This window comes from Azospirillum formosense, assembly GCF_013340925.1.
In the GTDB taxonomy this organism is placed as follows: domain Bacteria; phylum Pseudomonadota; class Alphaproteobacteria; order Azospirillales; family Azospirillaceae; genus Azospirillum; species Azospirillum formosense.
Window position 1 is genome coordinate 1 of record NZ_WHOR01000094.1, and the last position, 20,113, is coordinate 20,113.

Genomic DNA, 20,113 nt, shown 5'->3' on the forward strand with positions numbered 1-20,113 from the left:
CGACGTTGCCCCTAGTCTCGTGGTGTCGTAGGTGTGTAGAAGGTACAGAAACACGGCCGCGGCCGCGGGGATGACGCGCGGGGGTACCGGGCGCCCGACGGGGGCGTTTGGAGAACCGCTCATGCGTCCGACAATCCTCATGGTGACCAGCGCGTTGTTCCCAGTGATACGGAAAAGCGTTGGTACCATAGCCCTTCGATCGGCGTAGGGACAACGCCCTTTGGGCCGCGCGGCGTGTTTCCCCACCAAAGCGCGGCCCTTGCTATCCCAACGTCATGAAGGGCTTATGGCTCGGCCGGAGGTCAGCCCTGACCGGCGTCCGCCGCCCCGGCCCCAGTGGCGTTGGCGGGAGCGGAGCGCACCTTGCGCTCCGTCGCACCGCGCAGGATCTTGGCGATCGGCAGGTGGAAGTGGGCGTTGGCCGCCAGGATCGTGCCGCCGAACACAGGGTTGCGCCCGCCGCCGATCTCACCGACGAAGCCGCCGGCCTCGGTCACCAGAAGCTGGCCGGCCGCGGCGTCCCAGGGGGCGAGACCGCGCTCCCAATAGCCGTCGTAGCGGCCCGCCGCGACGTAGGCGAGGTCGAGCGAGGCGGCGCCGAAGCGGCGGATGCCCGCGACCTCCTTCATCAGGGCCTCGGCCTCCACCAGGAAACCGGCATGGTCGCCGCGGCCCTTGAAGGGGATGCCGGTGGCGATCACCGCGTCGGCGAGGTTGCGGCGCTCCGACACGCGCAGGCGCTGGTGGTTCAGGAAGGCGCCCTGGCCCTTCTCGGCCCAGAACATCTGGTCGTGCACCGGCTCGTACACCACGCCGGCGACGATCTCGCCGTTCTTCTCCGCGGCGATGGAGATCGCCCAGTGCGGGATGCCGTGCAGGAAGTTGGTGGTGCCGTCCAGCGGATCGACGATCCAGCGGGCGGTCGGGTCGCTGCCCTTGCTGGCGCCCGTCTCCTCCATGAGGAAGCCGAAATCCGGACGGGCCTTCTGCAACTCTTCGCGCAGCAGCTTTTCCGCCTTCATGTCGGCGGCGGACACGAAGTCCGCCGGGCCCTTGCGCGACACCTGGAGGTGCTCGACCTCGCCGAAGTCGCGGACAAGGCCGCGGGCCGCCTTTTCGGCGGCGCGGACCATCACGTTGATAAGGGCGGAGCGGGTGGCCATGGGCGTGCTTTATCTCGTGCGGAACCGGAAAAAGAATACACCGGCCCCTGCCTTAAGCGAGAGCCGGTGCGCAAAAAATCAGTCAGGACGCTCAGTCCTTGGCGCGCTCGACATACTCGCCGGTCTGGGTATCGACGACGACGCGGGTGCCCGACTCGATGTGCGGCGGCACCAGGATCGACACGCCGTTCTCCAGCTTCGCCGGCTTGTAGGAGGAGGAGGCCGTCTGGCCCTTCACCACCGGGTCGGCCTCGGTGATCTGCAGGGTGACCTTGCCGGGGATCTCGACGCCGAGCGGCGCGCCTTCGAAGGACTGCACGGTGACTTCCATGCCGTCCTGCAGGAACACCTTCTGGTCGCCGATGATCTCGCCGGGGATGGCGGTCTGCTCGTAGCTTTCCTTGTCCATGAAGGTGTAGCTGTCGCCTTCGGCGAACAGGAAGGTCATCTCGTGCTCGTCCAGGCGGGCGCGCTCGACCGTCTCCTGGGTGCGGAAGCGCTCGATCGACTTGTTGCCGGTGCGCACATCCTTCATTTCAAGCTGGATGAAGGCGCCACCCTTGCCGGGCTGGACGATAGCGGTCTTCGTAATGACCCAGAGCTTCCCGTTATGCTCCAGCACATGGCCGGGACGCATCGTGTTGGCGTTGACCTTCATGACATACTCGTGATTTCCAGGAGACAGGCGGCGCGGAACCTAGCAGCTTGCCGGGCCGGTGGCAACGCCGGGCGGCGCTGAATCGGCGCTCTGCGCCTTCTTTGTCCGTTTTCGCCGCCGCTCCCGCTCTGCTAAGCAGCGTCATCGCTCCGTCAGGGAAGGCCGTCATGTCCCCCGTCACGCCCGCCCATTCTCCGTCCTGGGCTCCTGAGACCTTCGCCCGCCGCCGCCCCCATCTGGCCGTGCGCGGCCGCGTGCTGGGCGCCGTCCGCCGCTTCTTCGAGGAGAACGCCTTCCTGGAGGTGGACACCCCGGCGCTCCAGGTTTCGCCGGGGATGGAGCCGCATCTCCAGGCCTTCGCGACGGAACTGGTGGGGCCGCACCCCGACGACCGGCTGCGGCTGCACCTGCACACCAGCCCCGAATTCGCCATGAAGAAGCTGCTGGTGGCGGGGCTGCCGCGCATCTACCAGATCGCCCACGTTTTCCGGAACGGCGAGCGGTCGGCCACCCACGCGCCGGAATTCTCCATGCTCGAATGGTACCGGGCGGGGGAGGGCTACCGGACGCTGATCCGCGACTGCAAGGATCTGGTGCGCGAGGCCGCCATAGCCGCCGGGCGGACGCGATTCGACTTCCGCGGCATGACCTGCGACCCCTTCAAGGAGTGGCGGGTGCTGACCGTGCAGGACGCCTTCCGGGAGTATGCCGGGATCGACCTGCTGGAGACCTTCGACGGCAGCCACGACCCCGACCCGGCTCCGCTGGCCGCCATGGCGCGGGCCATCGGCATCGCGCCGCACGACGGCGACCGCTGGGAGGACATCGTCTTCCGCATCATGTTCGACCGGATCGAGCCGCATCTGGGCGCGGGCGTGCCCTGCGTGCTGACCGACTATCCCGTCTGCATGGCCGCCCTGTCGCGCCCCAAGCCGGAGGACCCGCGGCTGGCCGAGCGGTTCGAGCTGTACGCCTGCGGCCTGGAACTCGCCAACGCCTTCGGCGAGCTGACCGACGCCCGCGCCCAGCGCGCCCGCTTCCAGGCCGACATGGACCTAAAGGAGCGGATCTACGGCGACCGATTCCCGGTGGACGAGGATTTCCTCGCCGCGCTGGAGCATGGCATGCCGGAATGCAGCGGCATCGCGCTGGGCTTCGACCGGCTGGTCATGCTGTGCAGCGGGGCGGAGCGCATCGACGAGGTGCTGTGGCTGCCGGTGGCGGGGGCCTGACCCCGTCCGCCACCGGTTTCCGCGTCCTCACGCGGTGACGTCGATCACCACGCGGCCGCGCACCCGACCGGCGAGGATCTGGCCGGCCAGTTCCGGCAGTTTCGACATGGGTTCCACCGTGTACATCGCCTTCAGGTGGTCCTTGTCGAGGTCGCGGGCCAGCCGCGCCCAGGCGCGCTCGCGCCGTGCCGCCGGGGCCGCGACCGAATCGACGCCGATCAGGGTGACGCTGCGCAGGATGTGCGGCAGCACCGTTCCGGGCAGGTCGGCGCTGCCCGCCAGCCCGCAGGCAGCGATGGCGCCGCCCCAGACGGTCTGCGACAGGGCGTTGACCAGCGTGATGCCGCCCACCGAATCGACGCCGCCGGCCCAGCGCTCCTTCTGCAGCGGCGGGCCTTTCTCCTGAAGGGCGGCGCGGTCGATGAAGCCGGTGGCGCCCAGGCCGGACAGATACTCGTGGGTCTCCGGCCGTCCGGTGGAGGCGGTGACCGGGTAGCCGGCCTTGGCGAGCAGGGCGACCGCGACGGAACCGACGCCGCCGGCCGCTCCGGTGACCAGAACCTCCTTGCCGCCGGGCTGGATCGTGCCCCAATCCTCCAGCGCGTCGACGCAGAGCGCCGCGGTGTAGCCGGCGGTGCCGATGCCCATCGCCTCCTCTGCTGAGAAGACGTCGGGCAGCCGGGTCAGCCATTCCGGCTTCACGCGCTGGAACCGGCTGTAGCCGCCCCACTGGGTTTCCGACAGGCCCCAGCCGTTGACGATGACCTTGTCGCCGGCCTTCCAGTCGGCGGAGCGCGACTCCACGACCGTGCCGGCGAGATCGATGCCGGCGACCATCGGCAGCTTGCGGGCGATCCGGCCCTTGCCGGAGACGGCGAGGCCGTCCTTGTAGTTCAGGGTGGAATAGGCGACCTCGACCAGCACGTCATGGTCGGGCAGGTCGCTCAGGCTCAGCGGCTTGAAGCCCCCCTTGGGCTTGCCGTCGACGTCGTCGATGACGAAGGCGGTGAAGGTGTCGGCCATGCGGATTCCTCTCCCGGATCGTGTTCTTGATTGGGGGAAAGCCTAGCACGGACGCGGCGATGGACAAGGGGCGGGGACGGTGGAGCGAACGGGCGGCGCCCGCGCGCTCCACCGGGATGCCGATCAGAAGGTGATCTTGGTCTGGAGCGCGATCACGTCAACATGGGCCTTGTAGTCGGCGGACAGGTTGCCGCGGAAGGCGTCACTGCCCGTCAGGTTGTCGCGCAGGTCCATCTTGGCCTTGTTGGCGAAGATGTGGCTGTAGCCGATGTCGGTCCGGATGCTGTCCGTCAACTGGTAGCCGGCGCCGATCGAAACCCAGTAACGGTCCTCGTCCGGGATGCGCGGCGTGCGGTACTGGTCGCTGACCGGGGTCTGGTCGTAGGCCACGCCGAAGCGCAGGGTCAGCTTCTCGTTCCACTTGTAGGCGGCGCCCAGCGCGAAGAACCAGGAGTCGTCCCAATTCTCGTCGGTCACCGTGTCGGTGCGCAGCGGGTTGCGATAGCGGATGCGCAGCTCCTTGAAGCGCGACCAGTTGGTCCACTGCGCGTCGGCCATCACGGCGAAGGAGCTGGTCAGCTCGTGATAGGCGCCGAAGGAAATGATGTCCGGCGTGGCGACCTTCGCCCGCACCGGCGAATTGGCGAAGCTGGCCTGGAGCGCCGGTACGGCGGGGACGCCCTCGAACTTCGAATCGCCGTCCAACTCGTGGGAGACGGAGGAGCGGTAGGAGACACCGAATCGGGTGCCCTTGGCCGGCTCGTACAGCATGCCGGCGGTGACGCCGACGCCCCAGTCGTCGCCCTTGACCTCGCCCACGCCGTCGCGCGAGCCCGGCGCGATCGGAACCCCGGTGGCCGCCAGGATGGCGCCGAAATCCACGGCTTGGCTGAGCCGCGCCTTGGCGTACTGGAACTGCAGGCCGCCGGCGATGGTCAGATCCGGCATCAGCCGGTAGGACACGGTCGGGGAGATGTTGATCGTCAGCAGGCTTGAATGGATGCCGTGGTAACGGCCGGTCCAGCTTTCCGGATAGTCGGTGGACAGACCCCAGGGCGCCGTGATGGCAAGGCCCAGCTTGACGTCCGGCGACACCGTATAGGCGAGATAGCCTGACGGAATCACCGCGTCCATGCCGATGTCGCCAGGGTCGGAGGTGCCCTGGATGGTGCTGCCGCCCAGCCGCGTGGCGCGGGTGCCGCGGGCGTTGCTGGTCTTCGAGGTCGGGAACACGCCGCTCAGCACGCCGACCGCCTGATTCCCCTCGATGGTCCCCAGGGCCGCGGGGTTGAAGAACAGACCGGTGGCGTCGCCCATGCCGTTGGCGGTGGCGCCCGCGAAGGAGGTGCCCTGGCCCGAGGCGCTCTGCTCCTTCAGCAGATAGCCGGCGGCACCAGCCGGCAGCGGGGCCGCAATGGCGGCAACGGCGGCCGCGGCGAGCAGATTCCCCTTCAGAGACCCTTTGGACATGCGCTTCTCCCCAATTTCGTTATTTGACGCAATGATACACAGATTGACGTTAACGTAAAGTGGCAGCGCTGAAAAATGTTGGGCCAACAAACTATGCGCCCTTGGGTATGCATGGGGGAGAGGAATGCCCGCTAAGGTCGATTTGCCGCGGGTGTGAAGATCGGGGTATTGAAGGCGCTCAGCCCAGCCAGCCGGCGACCATGGCCATGCCCGCGCCGATCACGCCCTGGGCGTCCGTCCAGATCAGCTTCGCCGTGATGGCGACGGAGGCGATGACCAGCATGGGCCGCACGATGGCGGCACCGTTGCGGATGACCATGTGAGCGCCGATCTGCGCGCCGATCATCTGGCCCACTCCCATCAGCAGCCCGGCCACCCAGGCGATCTGACCGCCGGCCAGGAAGAAGAGGAGGGCGGCAATGTTGCTGGTGAAGTTCAGCACCTTGGTGTGGGCGGTCGCCTTGCGCAGGTTGAAGCCGAGCAGCGAGACGAAGGCAATGGCGAAGAAGGTGCCGGTGCCCGGCCCGAAGAAGCCGTCGTAGAAGCCGATTCCCGTCCCGGCGAGCAGTGCGAAGCCGCGTTCCCCGATGCGCTGCTGCGCGTCGATCTCGCCGGCCTTCGGGGAGACGAGCAGCCAGATGGCAATGCCGATCAGCAGCACCGGGATGACGTTGCGCAGGAATCCCGGGTCGATCATCTGGACGATGACGGCGCCCGCCGCGGAGCCGGCGAAGGTGCAGCCGATCATCACCGCCATGTCGCGCGGCTTCACCTCGCCGCCGCGGGTGAACTTCACCGCGGCGGAGAAGGAGCCGAAGCTGGATTGCAGCTTGTTCGTCGCCAGCGCCTGCGCCGGCGACAGACCGGCCCAGAGCAGGGCGGGGAGGGTCAGAAGCCCGCCGCCCCCGGCGATGGCGTCGACGAAGCCCGCGACCAAGCCGACCGCGAACAGAGCGGACAGCGCCTCGATGGAAAGGAGATCCATGATCCGGCGGCGGCCTTCGTCACCCTTCGGCCGCGGCGATGGCGGCGTTGAACGCCTTCACGGCGGCGCCCGGCCCGTCGGGATGATTCCACACGGCGCCGACCACGGCCAGGAAGTCGGCCCCGGCGCTCACCAGCGGCCCGCAATTCTCCTGGGTGATGCCGCCGATGGCGACGCAGGGAACCTCCATCAGCTCCGACCACCACCGGAGCAGTTCCGGCTCCGCCTTGAAGGCGGCGTCCTTGGTGGTGGTGGGGAAGAAGGCGCCGAAGGCGACGTAGTCGGCCCCGGCCTCGCCGGCTTCCATGGCGAGATGGCGGCTGTCGTGGCAGGTCACGCCGACGATGGCGTCGTTGCCGACGATCCGCCGCGCCTGGGCGTAGGGCGTGTCCTGCTGCCCGACATGCACGCCGTCGCAGCCGGTCTCGCGGGCCAGTTCGGGATGGTCGTTCAGGATGAAGGCCACCCCGCGCTCCTGGGCGATCGGGCGCAGGGCGTCGCAGGCCCGGCGCACGGCGTCGTCGGAGCAGTCCTTCAAACGCAACTGGACGCAGGCGACATCGCCCGCGTCCAGCGCTTCGGTCAGTTTCGGCGCGAACGCCGCCGGTTCCAGGACCGGCGGCGTCACGAGGTAGAGCCGGCAGGCGGTTTCGGTCACCCGAGGCGATCCTTACTCTTTGCCCTGGTAGATCTTCATGATCCGGTCGAGCAGCTTCAAAGCGTCTTCGCGCGGGCGCTGGAAGGCGTTGCGGCCGATGATCGAGCCGTTGCCGCCACCGTCGCGGATCGCGCGGGCGTCCTCGAACACCGCGTCCTCGCCCTTGGTGGCGCCGCCCGAGAAGACCACGATGCGGCGGCCGTTGAAGGCGCACTGCATGATGTGGCGGACGCGGTCGGCCTGGGTGGCGATCGGGATGTTCTTGGACTCGTAGACCTTCTTGGCCTCCGCCTGCTCCAGATGGGCCGACGGCAGCTTCACCTTGATGATGTGGGCGCCGAGCAGGGCGGCCATGTGGGCGGCGTAGCCGATCACGTCGATGGCCAGCTCGCCGTCCTTGGAGATCGTGCCGCCGCGCGGGTAGGACCACAGGACGGTGGGCAGGCCGACCGACTTGGCCTCCTTCGACAGCTCGCGGATCTCCTCGTACTGGTCGTACATGGCGTCCGAGCCGGGGTAGATCGTGAAGCCGATGGCCGAGCAGCCCAGGCGCAGCGCGTCCTGCACCGAGGCGGTCACCGCCTGGTCGGCGTCCTCCTTCTGGCGCGACAGGCTGTTGGCGCTGTTCATCTTGAGGATCAGCGGGATCGAGCCGGCGAAGGTCGAGGCGCCGGCCTCCAGCGAGCCCAGCGGGGCGGCGTAGGCGTTGCAGCCGGCGTCGATGGCGAGCTGGTAATGGTAATGCGGGTCGTAGCCCGGCTCGTTCGGCGCGAAGCTGCGCGCCGGGCCGTGCTCGAAACCCTGGTCGACGGGGAGGATCACCAGCTTGCCGGTGCCGCCCAGCTTGCCTTCCATCAGAATGCGGGCAAGGTTGGCCTTGACGCCCGGGGTGTCGCTCTCGTAGTTCGCAAGAATTTCCTTAACACGACGAGTGAGCTTCATCTGGCTCTTCCCCTTGGGGTTTCTGTCGGAAATGCGGCCCTCATAGCCCAGCGCGGGACTCTTTGCAACGTCGGCAGGGGTGTAATGCGCGCCCTCTCGGCGGCAAAAGGGTCTATCCGAGAGGTCGGTTCAGGAATCGCCGAAGGGCGAGGCGAGGGCGGCAAGCAAGCCGCTTTTTTGTCACAGAACGGACTGGACGATGACGTAGAGGCCATAGCCGGCGCCGACCGCCACGGCCCAGGCCCCGGCGGCCAGGCCGGCCCAGACGGCGAGCAGGCGGGCGCCGCGGATCTTCTCCACCTGAGGCGCGGGGAAGCGCGAGCCGCGCGGAAGCCCGTCCGGCCTCTCCGGCTGGAGCAGGGCCGGTTCCTCACCCGTCAGCGGAGCGGTGTCCGCCTGGGGCCGCAAAGGCGTGGTCGTCGTCATGGGGGTGGTACCGCATCGTGATGATGAAATCACCATACACCACTTTTGATCGTGCGGATTCGGGGAAAAAGCGGTATCGCCTTGGGACTATTCCGTGACATGGCCATCGTCTTGCCCATTCAGCCAGTCCCGGCAGGCGCGCCGGGGATCGCGGGCGCCGCGCAGGTCGAGAGCGATGGGAAGCGCCGTCAGCAGGCGAGCGCCGCGCCGCGCCGCGATGTCGGCCAGCCGCTCCGCGACGTCCACCCGTCCGGTGAACAGGATCGCACCGATCCCGGCGGACAGCGCGCCCAGGGCGTCGCCGGGCCGGTCGGCGCAGTCGAGCACCGCCGTTATCGCAACCGACGGGTGCCGGGCGGCGGCGCGGGCGATGACCTCGCGGAACCAGCCGGCCCCGGCGGAGGCCGCGGCACCGGGCGCGCTGACCAGCAGCAGCGGAGCGCCGAGCTCTGTCGCCGCCGCACAGGCGTTGTCGGCGTCGGTCAGGCTATGGATGCGGATGGGGCGGCTGTGCGGGGGCAGGGCGGTCATCACGACAAAACAGGGCGGGCGTTCCCTCACCCCGATTCCGGGAATTGAGGCAGGTCAAACCGTGGGGGCGGAGGCGAGGCTATCCTTCCAACCTACGCATCCCTGGGGTCGCCGCCGATGATGGACTATAAGGGCTACAAGGCCCAAATCGATTTCGACAACGACGCCGGCATCTTCGTCGGCGCCGTCATCAACACGCGCGACGGCATCACCTTCACCGGCCGCTCGGTCGATGAGCTGCGCAGGGCCTTCCGCGAGGCCGTGGACGATTATCTGGCGATGGCCTGCGACATGGCGGGCAACACCGAGCAGCCCTATTCGGGCAAGCTCGCCATCCGGGTCAACCCGATGCTCCACCGCGCCATCGCCACCTGTGCGGAACGCGAAGGCAAGAGCGTCGCCGCCTGGGTCGCCGACCAGCTGACACAGGCCACGGGAATAAACGCCGTCAAGGCGGGGTGACCGCGGTCCCCGTCGCAACGGCCGGCTCATGAAAAAAGGGCGCCCCGTTCAGGGCGCCCTTTCTCGTTGGCGGCAAGCCTGTGACGGCTTACTTTGCGTTGGCCATGGCGACGGCGGTGTCGCTCATGCGGTTGGAGAAGCCCCACTCGTTGTCGTACCAGGTCATGATGCGGACGAAGGTGCCGTCGATGACCTTGGTCTCGTTCAGCGCGAAGATCGAGCTGTGCGGGTCGTGGTTGAAGTCGGTGGAGACCAGATCCTCGGTGTAGGCGCCCAGGATGCCCTTGAGCGGGCCGTTGGCGGCCTCGGAGATCGCCTTGGTGATCTCCTCCACCGAGGTGGCGCGCTTGGCGGTGAACTTGAAGTCGACCACCGAGACGTTCGGCGTCGGCACGCGCATGGCGGTGCCGTCCAGCTTGCCCTTCAGCTCGGGCAGCACCTTGCCCACCGCCTTGGCCGCCCCGGTCGAGGTCGGGATCATGTTCAGCGCCGCGGCGCGGGCGCGGTGCAGGTCCTTGTGGTTGGTGTCGACGATGCGCTGATCCCCCGTGTAGGAGTGGATCGTCGTCATGAAGCCCTTCTCGATGCCGATCAGCTTGTTCAGAACGAAGGCCACCGGGGCCAGGCAGTTCGTCGTGCAGGACGCGTTGGAGACGATGCGGTGATCGGCCTTGAGCTGGTCGTGGTTGACGCCGTAGACCACCGTGATGTCCTCGTCGGTGGCCGGGGCGGAGATCAGCACCTTCTCCGCGCCCGCTTCCAGGTGCTTGGCGGCGTCGGCGCGCTTGGTGAAGATGCCCGAGCATTCCATGGCGATCTGGATGCCCAGATCCTTCCACGGCAGCTTGGCCGGGTCACGCTCCTGAACGACCTTGATCGAGTGGCCGTTGACGATCAGCTCGCCGCCCCCGCCTTCGTTGGTGCGGGTCTCGATGGTGCCGGGGAAGCGGCCGTGGACGCTGTCGTACTTCAGCAGGTGGGCGTTGGCCTTGAGGTCGGCCAGGTCGTTGATCGCCACGACCTCCACGTCGTTGCGGCCGCTCTCGTAGATGGCCCGCAGAACCAGACGGCCGATGCGGCCAAAACCGTTGATCGCTACCTTCACGGACATGCTGTTCTCCGCTGGTGTTCGCGGCCCCGGATGGGATTGGGGGCGGCGCCGGCCAGGGCCGGTGGGAAAGGGGGCGCCGGATCGGGCCGCCCGCCGCGGCAGGGCGCGGGAGCTTCCGGTTTTTGCCGAAATGTATACTAGTATATTAGATTGACGTGCAAGAGCGGAGGGCAGGGTGGGCGGTCCGCCGGACAAAATGCCGCGGTTGCTGCGTTGCAAGACAAACCGCGCTCGGCGCTGTTGGCCTGGATTGGACCCGTAAACCGGTACCGCCAGAGGACGATGACTTTCGACGACCGTGCCCCGCGGCTTCCCGCCGCCCGCGTCCGCGCCTTGCGCGGCCTTCTCGCCCTCCTTCTCCTGCTGACCGCCGCGCTGGGGGGAATCGCGACCCCGGCGTCGGCCCAGATCCCGACGCCCACCCCTCCGGCCCAGGCCGAGGCGGCCCCCAATCCGGAGGAGATTGCCCGCCTGCGCCAGACGCTGGAGGACCCGGAGCGCCGCTCAGCCCTGCTCGGCCAACTCCGCGCCCTTGAGCAGGCGGAGGCCGCCGCGGCGCCGGCGGAGCCGGACGGGATCGGCACCCGCCTGCTCACTCTGCTGTCAAACCGGCTCGACGGGCTGGGGCAGGAGGCCGCGCTGGCGGGTGACGCCCTGCTGAACGCTCCGCAAGGGCTGCATTGGCTGGAGCGGCAGGTGTCCGACCCGGCGCAGCGCGCCGCCTGGGGCTGGCTGGTCGCCGAACTGGTGCTGGTGGTGGTGGTCGGGCAGGGCGCCCGGCTGATCGCCGTTCGCACGCTGCGGCGCCCGCGGGCGATGCTGGCGGCCCGGCCCATCCACTCGACCCTGGCCAAGGTGCCGCTGCTGCTGGTGCGGTCGCTGTTCGATCTGGCGCCCATCGTGGCCTTCTCCGCCGCCGGTTTCGGCGTGCTGGCGCTGTTCGACCCTCCGCCGGTGGTGCGGGTTCTGGGCGTCACCTTCCTCAACGCCAGCATCTTCGTGCAGATCGTTCTGCTGGTCGTTCGGGCGCTGTTGGCTCCAGCCTCACCCAACCTGCGGCTGCTTCCGGTGGGCGACGGGTCGGCCCTGCGGCTGCTGCGCTGGTGCCGGACCATCGCAATCACCACGCTCTACGGCATGTTCCTGGCCGAGGCGGCTCGGCGGCTCGGCCTGCCGGCGCAAAGCCACAGCGCGCTGGTAACGCTGGTCGGCTTGGTCGTTGCCGTCATGCTGGCGGTGCTGGTGCTGCAAAGCCGGGAGGCGGTGGCCGCACGCCTGCGCGGCGGGATCGCGGCGGCGCAGCCGCTGTCCGACGTGGTGTCGCCGGTTCCGCCCGGACGGCGCGCCGCCGGCGCGGGGCGGATGCTGCGCGCCGCCGGCCGCCGCGTGGCCGACGTCTGGCACGCCATCGCCATCCTCTACATCATTGTCCTGTTCGGCATCTGGGCGCTGGAGATCAGCGGCGGCCTGCTGTTCGTGGTCCGGGCGACGGCGGTGACGCTGGTGGTCGCCGGGGTCGCGCGGCTGATCGGGCGGGGGATCACCCGCGCCGCCGCGGCGATTCTGGAGCGCATGGACCGCCGGCGGGGCCACTCGGCCTGGGCGGCGGGGCGGTTGCGACGCTACGTCGCCCCCACCGCGCGGCTGCTGCACGCCGCGGTGGCGGTGCTGGGCGGACTGGTGATTCTGAACGCCTGGGGGCTGGATGTCTGGGGCTGGCTGCAGACGGCCATCGGCCTGCGCATTGTGGCGTCGGGCCTGTCGCTCCTGCTGGTCGGGGCCATCGCGCTCGCCGTGTGGGAGGTGACGAACGGGCTGATCGAGCGCCATTTGGCGACGACGGACCGCAACGGCCGGGCCATCCAGCGCAGCGCGCGGGTGCGCACCCTGCTGCCGCTGCTGCGCAGCGCGCTGCTGGTGGTTCTTCTGACCTTGGTCATCCTGATCACCCTGTCGGAGTTGGGACTGAACATCGGGCCGCTGCTGGCCGGTGCCGGCGTGGTCGGCCTCGCCGTCGGCTTCGGTGCGCAGACCCTGGTCAAGGACGTCATCACCGGCCTGTTCATCCTGTTCGAGGACACCATCTCGGTCGGCGACGTGGTCAATGTCGGCGGCAAGGGCGGTCTGGTGGAGGGGATGAACATCCGCACCATCCGCCTGCGCGACTTCGACGGGACGGTGCACACCATCCCCTTCAGCGCGGTCACCAGCGTGTCGAACATGACGAAGGACTTCAGCTACTACGTGTTCGACGTGGCCATTCCCTATCACGAGAACGCCGACCGCGTGGTTTCCGTGCTGCACGGCATCGGCGACGAGCTGCGCAAGGACCCACGCTTCGCGCCGCTGATCCTGGAGCCGCTGGAGGTGCTGGGCATCGATTCCTTCCAGGAGTCCGCGGCGGTCATCAAGGCGCGGATCAAGACGCTGCCCATCCAGCAGTGGAACGTCGGGCGGGAGTTCAACGGCCGTATGAAGGCGCGCTTCATCGAGCTGGGAATCGACTTCCCGTTGCCGCAACGCACTCTGCACATCGCCCGCGGTTCCGCGGAGGTGCTGGCCGGGATGGGGGCCGAGGCGGGGGCCGCCAACGCCGGCCGGATGCGCCATGCCGGGGCGGCTGAATAGGGGGCTGCACCAACCCGCTCGGTCTTGCAAAAAAGTGACGGGGCCATGTCGATTTCGCTTGAGCCCCGCCATCGCCACGGCTATATCAGCGCTCCCGCGTCACCCCAAGGGGCGCGGGACAAAGAGCAGACGATGCGCTTGTGGCGGAATTGGTAGACGCGCTAGGTTCAGGTCCTAGTGGCTGAAAGGCCGTGGGGGTTCGAGTCCCTCCAAGCGCACCAACACTTCTTGTGTTGGTCTGAGAGTATAGTGGGGCCATAGCTCAGCTGGGAGAGCGCTACAATGGCATTGTAGAGGTCAGGAGTTCGATCCTCCTTGGCTCCACCATCATGAAGCCAGCAACCTTGACGGGTTGCTGGCTTTTCCCATTTCGGTGGCCCATTCCGCCGTCGGGTTCGAGGACAGCGCCACCGCCGATGCGACCGAGTGGCCCGCTCATGCCGCGACGACGACCAGCAGAGCGACGGCCAGCGCCACAGCGTCCTCGATCAGCGCCGCCGGCCAGTCGCGGCCGAAGGCGGCGGCCATGCGCCGGCGTGCCGCGTAGCCGAGCAGCGTGCCGGCGACCGCGCCCAGTCCACCCGCGATCAGCCCGGGAATCCAGGCGCCCGCATTCGCGCCGATGGCAGCGCCCGCGATGGCGCCGCCGCCGATGCGGCTGGCGAAAGGGAAGGGGAGCTTGCGGCTAGGGGTGCCCGGCAGTTTGTCCATGACCAACTCCCCCGCCGCCAGCGCGGTGAAGACCCAGGGCGAGACCGGGTGGCCGAGGAAGAACAGCCAGCTTCCCGACAGGTCGAGCCAGCCGCCATAGGCGGCCCAGGAGACCGCCGCCGGCCCCAGCAGGGTGCGCGAACCGGACACGGCGCCGATCAGGACGGCGAGAATCAGGGCAGTCGTCACATTGGTCTCCGCGTCAGTCGGTCCGGCGGTCGCGCAGGGCCTGGATCAGGGTCCGGACCGCCCCGGCGCGGGCGCCGGGACCGCCGTGGAGCAGGCGGAGCGCCGCCAGCATCAGCGCCGCGTCGCCGTCGCGCGGCGGGTCGGTGTGGGGAAGCCGCCGGCCCCGCCGCACCGAGACCGTCTTCACCCGTGTCATCTCCAGCAGCCCTTCGGCCCCGCGTGTGACCCCCCAGCCGCTGGCGCGCCGTCCGCCGAAGGGCAGGCGGGGGTCGGCGGTCGGCACGATCAGGTCGTTGACCGTCACCGTTCCGGCGTCAAGCCGCCCGGCCAGCGCGCGCGCCTCCTCTTCCGGTCCGAAGACCGAGGCGCCGAGCGCGTAGGGGCTCTGCGCCGCGGCCGCCAGCGCCTCCTCGGCGTCGCGGACGGGCACCAGCGACAGGATGGGGGCGAACAGCTCTTCGCGCAGCAGCGCCATGCCTGGCCGCGCGTCGGCCACGATCAGCGGCGCCATCGCCGGGTCGGCGTCCTCGGGCAGTGAACCAACCGGCCGGGCGCCCTCCGCCACCGCCGCCCGGACCAGCTCGACCAGCCGGCGCCGCAGCGGCAGGGGCACCGCCGCCGGCGGGATCGCCGCCACGCTGCGCGTCAAGCAATCCTCCAATTCGGCCGCCAGGGCGCGCGGCACGAAGACCCGGCGCGGCGCGATGCAGGTGGCGGAACCGTTGAGGCGCAGGCCGAAGGCCAGCGCGCGGGCGACCGTGCCGAGGTCGGCCCCCGGCAGGACGAACACCGCGTCGTTGCCCGACAGCTCCATGGTGGAGGGCACCAGCCCGTCGGCGAGCTGGCGGGCCACCGCCCGGCCGGTGGCGGCCGATCCGGTCAGCACCAGCTTGTCGATGCCGGCGGTGATCGCGTCGGACACCGCGTCGGGGGACTCGTCCAGAAGCTGGAACAGGCCGTCCGGCAGACCGGCTTCCGCCAGCCAGTCGGCCAGCCGCTCCATCGGCGCCGAGCAGCCGGGCGCCGGCTTGACCAGCACCGCGTTCCCGGCGGTCAGCGCCTGGAGCGCCTGCACCCCCGGCAGAAGCAGCGGGTAATTGGACGGGCCGACGATCAGGACGGTGCCGAACGGCTCCCGCCGCACCTCCGCGGCGACTCCGAACAGCCAGACCGGGCGGCCTCGCGCGCCCAGCCGCCGCGGCGCCAGCAGCGCGGCGGCCTCGCGCTCCAGGAAACGGCAGGCCTCGGCCAGCGGCAGGACCTCCGCGCTCAGGCTCTCGGCCGGGCTGCGTCCGGGGCGGGTCGCCAGCGTTCGCACAAGATCCTCCGCATCCGCCGCGATGCGGTGGCGGATTTTGCGGATGATGGACAGTCTTTCGGCTGTATTGCCGCCGGACCACGCCGATTGTGCAGACAAAAATGGATCACCGGCCCGGCTTGTCCAAGGGGTTACACCTGGAGAGGTGGGATTGTGGCTGTGATCCATTTCCGGTCCATGTTCGTAACTGCCTTCACACAAGTCGGCAGCTTGGGAGCGTTTGGCAAGCGGATGGAACGGCAAGTTGTGATCATTGGCGCTGGACCGGGTGGATTGGCGTCCGCGATGCTCCTGGCGCTCACCGGGGCGAAGGTCACCGTGCTGGAACGGCAGGACCGCGTCGGCGGCCGGTCGGCCGGCTTCGCGCTCGACGGGTACCGCTTCGACAGCGGCCCGACCTTCTTTCTCTATCCCCGCATCCTGGAGGAGATCTTCGAGGCCTGCGGGCGCCGCCTGTCGGACGAGGTCGATCTGATCCGCCTCGACCCGCTCTACCGGTTGGTCTTCGAGGCCGGCGGGGAGCTGCGGGTCCACGCCGAAATGAAGGCGCTGATGGCGGAGATCGCGCGCCTCGACCCGCGCGACGCCCAGGGATTGCCGCGTTTCCTGGCTGACAACCGGGCGAAGATGGAACTGTTCCGCCCGATCCTGGAGACCGACTTCTCCAGCCCCTGGGCGCTGGCGTCGCTGCCGATGCTGAAGGCGCTGGGACGGCTCTCGCCGCAGCGTTCGGTCGACCGCGATCTGTCCCGTTACTTCCAGGACCCGCGCGTCCGTCTCGCCTTTTCCTTCCAGAGCAAGTATCTGGGCATGTCGCCCTTCCGCTGCCCCAGCCTGTTCACCATCCTGTCTTTCCTGGAGCATGAGCACGGCGTCTTCCACCCGCGCGGCGGCACGGAGGCGGTGATGGAGGCGATGCGGCGGGTGGCCGAGAGTCTTGGCGTCACCGTGCGGCTGAACGAGACGGTGCGCCACATCCGCTTCCAGGGCCGCCGCGCCGTGGGGGTGCGGACGGAGGCCGGCGAGTACCCGGCCGACGCGCTGGTCATCAACGCCGACTTCGCCCGCGCGATGACGACGCTGGTGCCCGACGATCTGCGCCGTCGCTGGAGCGACGCCCGCATCGCCACCAAGAAATTCTCCTGCTCCACCTTCATGCTCTATCTCGGGATCGAAGGCCGGATGGAGGGGCTGGACCACCACACCGTCTATCTGGCGGAGGATTACGCCCGCAACCTCGCCGAGATCGAGGACGGCCGCGAGATGCCGCGCCGCCCGTCGATCTACGTGCAGAACGCCTGCGTCAGCGACCCGGATCTCGCCCCGCCCGGCGGCAGCACCCTCTACATCCTGGTGCCGGTCGGCCACCAGCGCGGTCACATCGACTGGGCGGCCGAGGCGCCGGGCTACCGCCGTCTCGTGCTCGACCGGCTGGCCGGCTTCGGCCTGACCGACCTGGAGCGGCGCATCCGGGTCGAGCGCGTGGTGACGCCGGCTGACTGGGACCGCCACTTCGCGGTGCACCGCGGCGCGACCTTCAATCTCGCGCACAGCCTCGACCAGATGCTCCACCTGCGGCCGCACAACCGGTTCGAGGATCTGGACGGCGTTTATCTGGTTGGCGGCGGCACCCACCCCGGCAGCGGCCTGCCGGTCATCTTCGAAGGCGCGCGCATCACGTCGCGGCTGCTGGCCTCGGAACTGGGCCTGCCGACGCCCTGGCGCAGCGAAACCATGGGACTGTCCGGCCTGCCCAAGCGGGCCGTAGCGGGGGGATTGGCATGACGGATCGGATCGCGGTGATCGGCGGCGGCCTGGGCGGGCTGGCGTCGGCGGTGGTGCTGGCGGCGCGCGGCCACAAGGTGGTGCTTCTGGAGAAGAACGGCTGGGTCGGCGGCAAGGCGGCGGTGCTGGAGGAGGGCGGCTTCCGCTTCGACATGGGGCCGACGATCCTGACGGTGCCGCGCGTCCTACGCCGCATCCTGGAGGAGGCCGGCTGCGACCTCGACCGCGAACTGGAGCTGGTCCGGCTGGAGCCGCAATGGCGCTGCTTCTTCGACGACGGCACCGTGCTGGACCTGTCGGAGAACATCGGCGCGATGGCCGCGGAACTCGACCGTCTGACCCCCGGCCGCGGCGCGGGGGAGGGCTACCGCCGCTTCCAGGCGCTGTCGGAGCGTCTGCACGGCATTTCCGAGCGCTTCTTCTTCTGGAAGTCGGTGGAGGATCTCGGCGACACGCTGAAATTCCGCGACAGCATGAACACCAGCACCCTGTCCGACGTGCTGGCGCTGCGCATGGGCAGCACGGTGGCCGGCACCATCCGCAGCCACGTCCCCGACGCCCGCGCCGCCCAGATGCTCGACCATTTCACCCAGTATGTCGGGTCCTCCCCCTACGGCTCCCCGGCGGTGCTCTGCGCCATCGCCCACATGCAGACCAACGACGGCGTCTGGTACCCGATGGGCGGCACCCGCGCCGTTCCGCTGGCGCTGGAGCGGGTGGCCCGGCGCCTCGGCGTCGAGATCCGCACCGGCACCGGCGTGCGCCGGCTGGAGGTGACCGACAAGCGCGTCACCGCCGTCGAGACCGAGGGCGGGGAGCGCATCCCGGTGTCGGCGGTGGTCTCCAACATGGATTCCGTCCGCACCTACGAGGAGCTGGTGGGCGGCGCTCCGGCCAAGCGCTTCCGCAAGCGCCGCCGCTACGAGCCGGCCTGCTCGGGCGTGGTCTTCTATCTCGGGCTCGACCGCGGCTACGACCATCTGCTGCACCACGACTTCGTCTTCTCCCGCGACCCGGCGGAGGAGTTCGACTGGATCTACCGCCGCGGCGAGCCGGCGCCCGACCCGACCTGCTACATCGCCGCCCCCGCCCGCACCGAGCCCGGCGTGGCGCCGCCGGGGGGCGAGGCGCTCTACGTGCTGGTCCACACCCCTTACCTGCGGCCGCACCACGACTGGTCGCGGATGCTGCCGGACTACCGCCGCGTGGTCTTCGACAAGCTGAAGCGCACCGCCGGCATGGCCGACCTGGAGGAGCGCATCCGCGTCGAGCGCGTCCTGACCCCGCAGGACATCCACGACCGCTACCGCGTGCTGAACGGCGCCATCTACGGGTTGGCCAGCCACGGCCGCTTCATGGGCGCCTTCAAGCCGGGCAACCGCTCGCGCGACGTGGAGGGGCTGTATCTGGCCGGCGGGGCCGCCCATCCGGGGCCGGGCATGCCGATGGTGCTGATGTCGGGCTGGATCGCCGCCGACAGCCTGGACCAGGACCTCCGGCGCGGGGCGCGCGGCACCGACCTGCGCGCCGTCGCCTGAGGGGCGGGCATGGGAGATGACGGGCTGAACGACGATCCGGTGACTCGGCGCTCGCCGGCGCTCTGCCGCTTTTTCGGCGCCGTCATGGCGCGGCGGATGCGGCGCGACTTCCACGCGGTGCGGCTGGCCCGGCCGGGCTGGCCGGCCCTGCCGGCGGATCGGCCGGTGATCGTCTGCCTGAACCATCCGTCCTGGTGGGACCCCGCTCTGCTGATCGTGATGGGGACGACCCGCTACCGCGACCGGCCGGGCTACGGCCCCATCGACGCGGCGATGCTGCGCCGCTACCGCTTCATGGCGCGCATCGGCCTGTTCGGGGTCGAGCCGGGCCGCACCGGGGCCGCCGCCTTCCTGCGCCATGGCCGGCGCATCCTGGCCGACCCGCGCTCCATGCTGTGGATCACCGCGGAGGGCGCCTTCACCGATCCGCGCCGCCGCCCGGTCCACCTGCGGCCGGGCATCGCCCATCTGGTCCGCCGTGCGCCGGAGGCGCTGGTGGTGCCGCTCGCCGTGGAATACCCGTTCTGGGACGAGAGCACGCCGGAGGCGCTGGCCCGCTTCGGCGCGCCCGTCGATGCCTCCGCCTTCACCGGTCGGCCGGTGCCCGACATCGCCGCCGCGCTGGAGCGCCGGCTGGAGGCGGTGATGGACGCGCTGGCGCTCGACGCGCAGAGCCGCGATCCGGAGCGCTTCCTGACGCTGATCGACGGCTCGGCGGGGGTCGGCGGTGTCTACGACCTGTGGCGCCGGGCGCGCGCCTGGGCCGGCGGACAGAGCTTCACCCCCAGGCACGGTGACGCGCCGGACCAGAAAGGAATTCCCCGCTGATGCCCACCGTCACGCTGCTGGCCGCGCTGGCTCTGGCGCTCGCCCTGCTGCCGCTGGGGCTGGGCCTGGTGAATTTGTGCCTCTACCGCCGCCCACGGGCCGAGCCGTCGCCTGGCGCCGCCGTCAGCATCCTGATCCCCGCTCGCAACGAGGAGGCCACCATAGGCGCCGCGGTGCGGGCGGCGTTGTCCAGCTGCGGCGTGTCGGTAGAAGTCGTGGTGCTGGACGACCATTCCACCGACCGCACGGCGGAGATCGTCCGCTCCCTCGCCGCCCGCGACCCGCGCCTGCGGCTGGAGACGGCGCCGCCGCTGCCGCCGGGCTGGTCGGGCAAGCAGCACGCCTGCCAGGCGCTCGCCGGGCTGGCGCGGCACCCGGTGCTGCTGTTCCAGGACGCCGACGTGCGGCTGGCCCCGGACGCCGCCCGGCTCGCCTGCGGCGCGCTGCTGGCGGGC

At 69.8% G+C, this 20,113-nt stretch carries 19 protein-coding genes and 2 tRNA genes; 9 read left to right on the top strand and 12 right to left on the bottom strand.

All coding sequences use genetic code 11. The features are described 5' to 3' along the window. Positions 1–302: 302 nt before the first annotated feature. Both GBZ26_RS14110 and efp read right to left on the bottom strand, forming a co-directional pair. Positions 303–1,163: an inositol monophosphatase family protein gene (locus GBZ26_RS14110; RefSeq protein ID WP_119510378.1), complete on the bottom strand. Its 861-nt coding sequence runs from the start codon at positions 1,161–1,163 to the stop codon at positions 303–305. 91 nt (positions 1,164–1,254) lie between these two features. After that, positions 1,255–1,821 (bottom strand): elongation factor P, encoded by a 567-nt coding sequence (gene efp, locus GBZ26_RS14115; RefSeq protein WP_014240821.1) that lies wholly within the window; start codon positions 1,819–1,821, stop codon positions 1,255–1,257. Between the two features lie 167 nt (positions 1,822–1,988). Between efp and epmA the strand changes: the two genes are divergently transcribed. Then, complete coding sequence (gene epmA / locus GBZ26_RS14120) at positions 1,989–3,053, top strand: EF-P lysine aminoacylase EpmA (RefSeq protein ID WP_174439381.1); 1,065 nt, start codon at positions 1,989–1,991, stop codon at positions 3,051–3,053. A 27-nt stretch (positions 3,054–3,080) separates the two neighbouring features. Here the strand turns inward: epmA and GBZ26_RS14125 are convergent, their stop codons facing one another. From GBZ26_RS14125 to GBZ26_RS14155, 7 genes are all read right to left on the bottom strand, one after another. After that, the gene (locus GBZ26_RS14125; RefSeq protein ID WP_174439382.1) at positions 3,081–4,076 is read right to left on the bottom strand and encodes an MDR family oxidoreductase; all 996 of its coding nucleotides are present in this window, start codon (positions 4,074–4,076) and stop codon (positions 3,081–3,083) included. Between the two features lie 123 nt (positions 4,077–4,199). Next, a complete protein-coding gene (locus GBZ26_RS14130; protein ID WP_174439383.1) occupies positions 4,200–5,546 on the bottom strand; it encodes an OmpP1/FadL family transporter in 1,347 nt (448 codons plus the stop codon). A 178-nt stretch (positions 5,547–5,724) separates the two neighbouring features. After that, on the bottom strand, positions 5,725–6,531 hold the full coding sequence (locus tag GBZ26_RS14135) for a TSUP family transporter (RefSeq protein ID WP_174439384.1): 807 nt from the start codon (positions 6,529–6,531) through the stop codon (positions 5,725–5,727). Between the two features lie 19 nt (positions 6,532–6,550). Further along, positions 6,551–7,189, bottom strand: coding sequence for a thiamine phosphate synthase (gene thiE, locus GBZ26_RS14140; protein ID WP_174439385.1), 639 nt, complete (start codon positions 7,187–7,189; stop codon positions 6,551–6,553). Positions 7,190–7,201: 12 nt separating this feature from the next. Then, a complete protein-coding gene (locus tag GBZ26_RS14145; RefSeq protein WP_035674740.1) occupies positions 7,202–8,131 on the bottom strand; it encodes a class I fructose-bisphosphate aldolase in 930 nt (309 codons plus the stop codon). 180 nt (positions 8,132–8,311) lie between these two features. Further along, on the bottom strand, positions 8,312–8,557 hold the full coding sequence (locus tag GBZ26_RS14150) for a hypothetical protein (RefSeq protein WP_174439386.1): 246 nt from the start codon (positions 8,555–8,557) through the stop codon (positions 8,312–8,314). A gap of 87 nt (positions 8,558–8,644) precedes the next feature. Further along, positions 8,645–9,088 carry a hypothetical protein gene (locus GBZ26_RS14155; protein ID WP_174439387.1) on the bottom strand — a complete coding sequence of 148 codons (444 nt, stop codon included), beginning with the start codon at positions 9,086–9,088 and terminating at the stop codon, positions 8,645–8,647. 117 nt (positions 9,089–9,205) lie between these two features. Between GBZ26_RS14155 and GBZ26_RS14160 the strand changes: the two genes are divergently transcribed. Further along, positions 9,206–9,550: a type II toxin-antitoxin system HicB family antitoxin gene (locus GBZ26_RS14160; RefSeq protein ID WP_014240811.1), complete on the top strand. Its 345-nt coding sequence runs from the start codon at positions 9,206–9,208 to the stop codon at positions 9,548–9,550. Positions 9,551–9,638: 88 nt separating this feature from the next. Here the strand turns inward: GBZ26_RS14160 and gap are convergent, their stop codons facing one another. Next, complete coding sequence (gene gap / locus GBZ26_RS14165; protein ID WP_174439388.1) at positions 9,639–10,661, bottom strand: type I glyceraldehyde-3-phosphate dehydrogenase; 1,023 nt, start codon at positions 10,659–10,661, stop codon at positions 9,639–9,641. Between the two features lie 282 nt (positions 10,662–10,943). Here gap and GBZ26_RS14170 point away from each other — a divergent pair, with 282 nt between their 5' ends. The 3 genes from GBZ26_RS14170 (at position 10,944) to GBZ26_RS14180 (ending at position 13,616) form a co-directional block, all read left to right on the top strand. Beyond that, positions 10,944–13,289: a mechanosensitive ion channel domain-containing protein gene (locus GBZ26_RS14170; protein WP_174439389.1), complete on the top strand. Its 2,346-nt coding sequence runs from the start codon at positions 10,944–10,946 to the stop codon at positions 13,287–13,289. A gap of 134 nt (positions 13,290–13,423) precedes the next feature. Next, a tRNA-Leu gene (locus GBZ26_RS14175) sits at positions 13,424–13,510 on the top strand. 30 nt (positions 13,511–13,540) lie between these two features. Next, a tRNA-Ala gene (locus tag GBZ26_RS14180) sits at positions 13,541–13,616 on the top strand. A gap of 108 nt (positions 13,617–13,724) precedes the next feature. Here the strand turns inward: GBZ26_RS14180 and GBZ26_RS14185 are convergent. Then, the gene (locus GBZ26_RS14185) at positions 13,725–14,189 is read right to left on the bottom strand and encodes a DUF4126 domain-containing protein (protein WP_174439390.1); all 465 of its coding nucleotides are present in this window, start codon (positions 14,187–14,189) and stop codon (positions 13,725–13,727) included. Between the two features lie 13 nt (positions 14,190–14,202). Beyond that, positions 14,203–15,675: an aldehyde dehydrogenase family protein gene (locus GBZ26_RS14190; protein WP_174439391.1), complete on the bottom strand. Its 1,473-nt coding sequence runs from the start codon at positions 15,673–15,675 to the stop codon at positions 14,203–14,205. Between the two features lie 63 nt (positions 15,676–15,738). On the opposite strand from GBZ26_RS14190, the gene crtI reads away from it, so the two are divergent. The 4 genes from crtI to GBZ26_RS14210 all read left to right on the top strand — a co-directional run. Next, on the top strand, positions 15,739–17,292 hold the full coding sequence (gene crtI, locus GBZ26_RS14195) for a phytoene desaturase family protein (RefSeq protein ID WP_174439392.1): 1,554 nt from the start codon (positions 15,739–15,741) through the stop codon (positions 17,290–17,292). After that, complete coding sequence (locus tag GBZ26_RS14200) at positions 17,289–18,830, top strand: phytoene desaturase family protein (RefSeq protein ID WP_174439393.1); 1,542 nt, start codon at positions 17,289–17,291, stop codon at positions 18,828–18,830. The genes crtI and GBZ26_RS14200 overlap by 4 nt, the downstream gene beginning before the upstream one ends. A 9-nt stretch (positions 18,831–18,839) precedes the next feature. After that, positions 18,840–19,658: a lysophospholipid acyltransferase family protein gene (locus GBZ26_RS14205; protein ID WP_174439394.1), complete on the top strand. Its 819-nt coding sequence runs from the start codon at positions 18,840–18,842 to the stop codon at positions 19,656–19,658. Beyond that, a partial coding sequence (locus GBZ26_RS14210) for a glycosyltransferase family 2 protein (protein WP_174439395.1) occupies positions 19,658–20,113 on the top strand: 456 nt, incomplete at its 3' end. The genes GBZ26_RS14205 and GBZ26_RS14210, both read left to right, overlap by 1 nt.

Excerpts from the sequence above, each read along its gene's own strand:
- GBZ26_RS14110 (WP_119510378.1), bottom strand. The coding sequence starts at position 1,163 with ATGGCCACCCGCTCCGCCCTTATCAACGTGATGGTCCGCGCCGCCGAA.
- efp (WP_014240821.1), bottom strand. The coding sequence starts at position 1,821 with ATGAAGGTCAACGCCAACACGATGCGTCCCGGCCATGTGCTGGAGCAT.
- epmA (WP_174439381.1), top strand. The coding sequence starts at position 1,989 with ATGTCCCCCGTCACGCCCGCCCATTCTCCGTCCTGGGCTCCTGAGACC.
- GBZ26_RS14125 (WP_174439382.1), bottom strand. The coding sequence starts at position 4,076 with ATGGCCGACACCTTCACCGCCTTCGTCATCGACGACGTCGACGGCAAG.
- GBZ26_RS14130 (WP_174439383.1), bottom strand. The coding sequence starts at position 5,546 with ATGTCCAAAGGGTCTCTGAAGGGGAATCTGCTCGCCGCGGCCGCCGTT.
- GBZ26_RS14135 (WP_174439384.1), bottom strand. The coding sequence starts at position 6,531 with ATGGATCTCCTTTCCATCGAGGCGCTGTCCGCTCTGTTCGCGGTCGGC.
- GBZ26_RS14145 (WP_035674740.1), bottom strand. The coding sequence starts at position 8,131 with ATGAAGCTCACTCGTCGTGTTAAGGAAATTCTTGCGAACTACGAGAGC.
- GBZ26_RS14150 (WP_174439386.1), bottom strand. The coding sequence starts at position 8,557 with ATGACGACGACCACGCCTTTGCGGCCCCAGGCGGACACCGCTCCGCTG.
- GBZ26_RS14155 (WP_174439387.1), bottom strand. The coding sequence starts at position 9,088 with ATGACCGCCCTGCCCCCGCACAGCCGCCCCATCCGCATCCATAGCCTG.
- GBZ26_RS14160 (WP_014240811.1), top strand. The coding sequence starts at position 9,206 with ATGATGGACTATAAGGGCTACAAGGCCCAAATCGATTTCGACAACGAC.
- gap (WP_174439388.1), bottom strand. The coding sequence starts at position 10,661 with ATGTCCGTGAAGGTAGCGATCAACGGTTTTGGCCGCATCGGCCGTCTG.
- GBZ26_RS14170 (WP_174439389.1), top strand. The coding sequence starts at position 10,944 with ATGACTTTCGACGACCGTGCCCCGCGGCTTCCCGCCGCCCGCGTCCGC.
- GBZ26_RS14190 (WP_174439391.1), bottom strand. The coding sequence starts at position 15,675 with ATGGATCACAGCCACAATCCCACCTCTCCAGGTGTAACCCCTTGGACA.
- crtI (WP_174439392.1), top strand. The coding sequence starts at position 15,739 with ATGGAACGGCAAGTTGTGATCATTGGCGCTGGACCGGGTGGATTGGCG.
- GBZ26_RS14200 (WP_174439393.1), top strand. The coding sequence starts at position 17,289 with ATGACGGATCGGATCGCGGTGATCGGCGGCGGCCTGGGCGGGCTGGCG.
- GBZ26_RS14205 (WP_174439394.1), top strand. The coding sequence starts at position 18,840 with ATGGGAGATGACGGGCTGAACGACGATCCGGTGACTCGGCGCTCGCCG.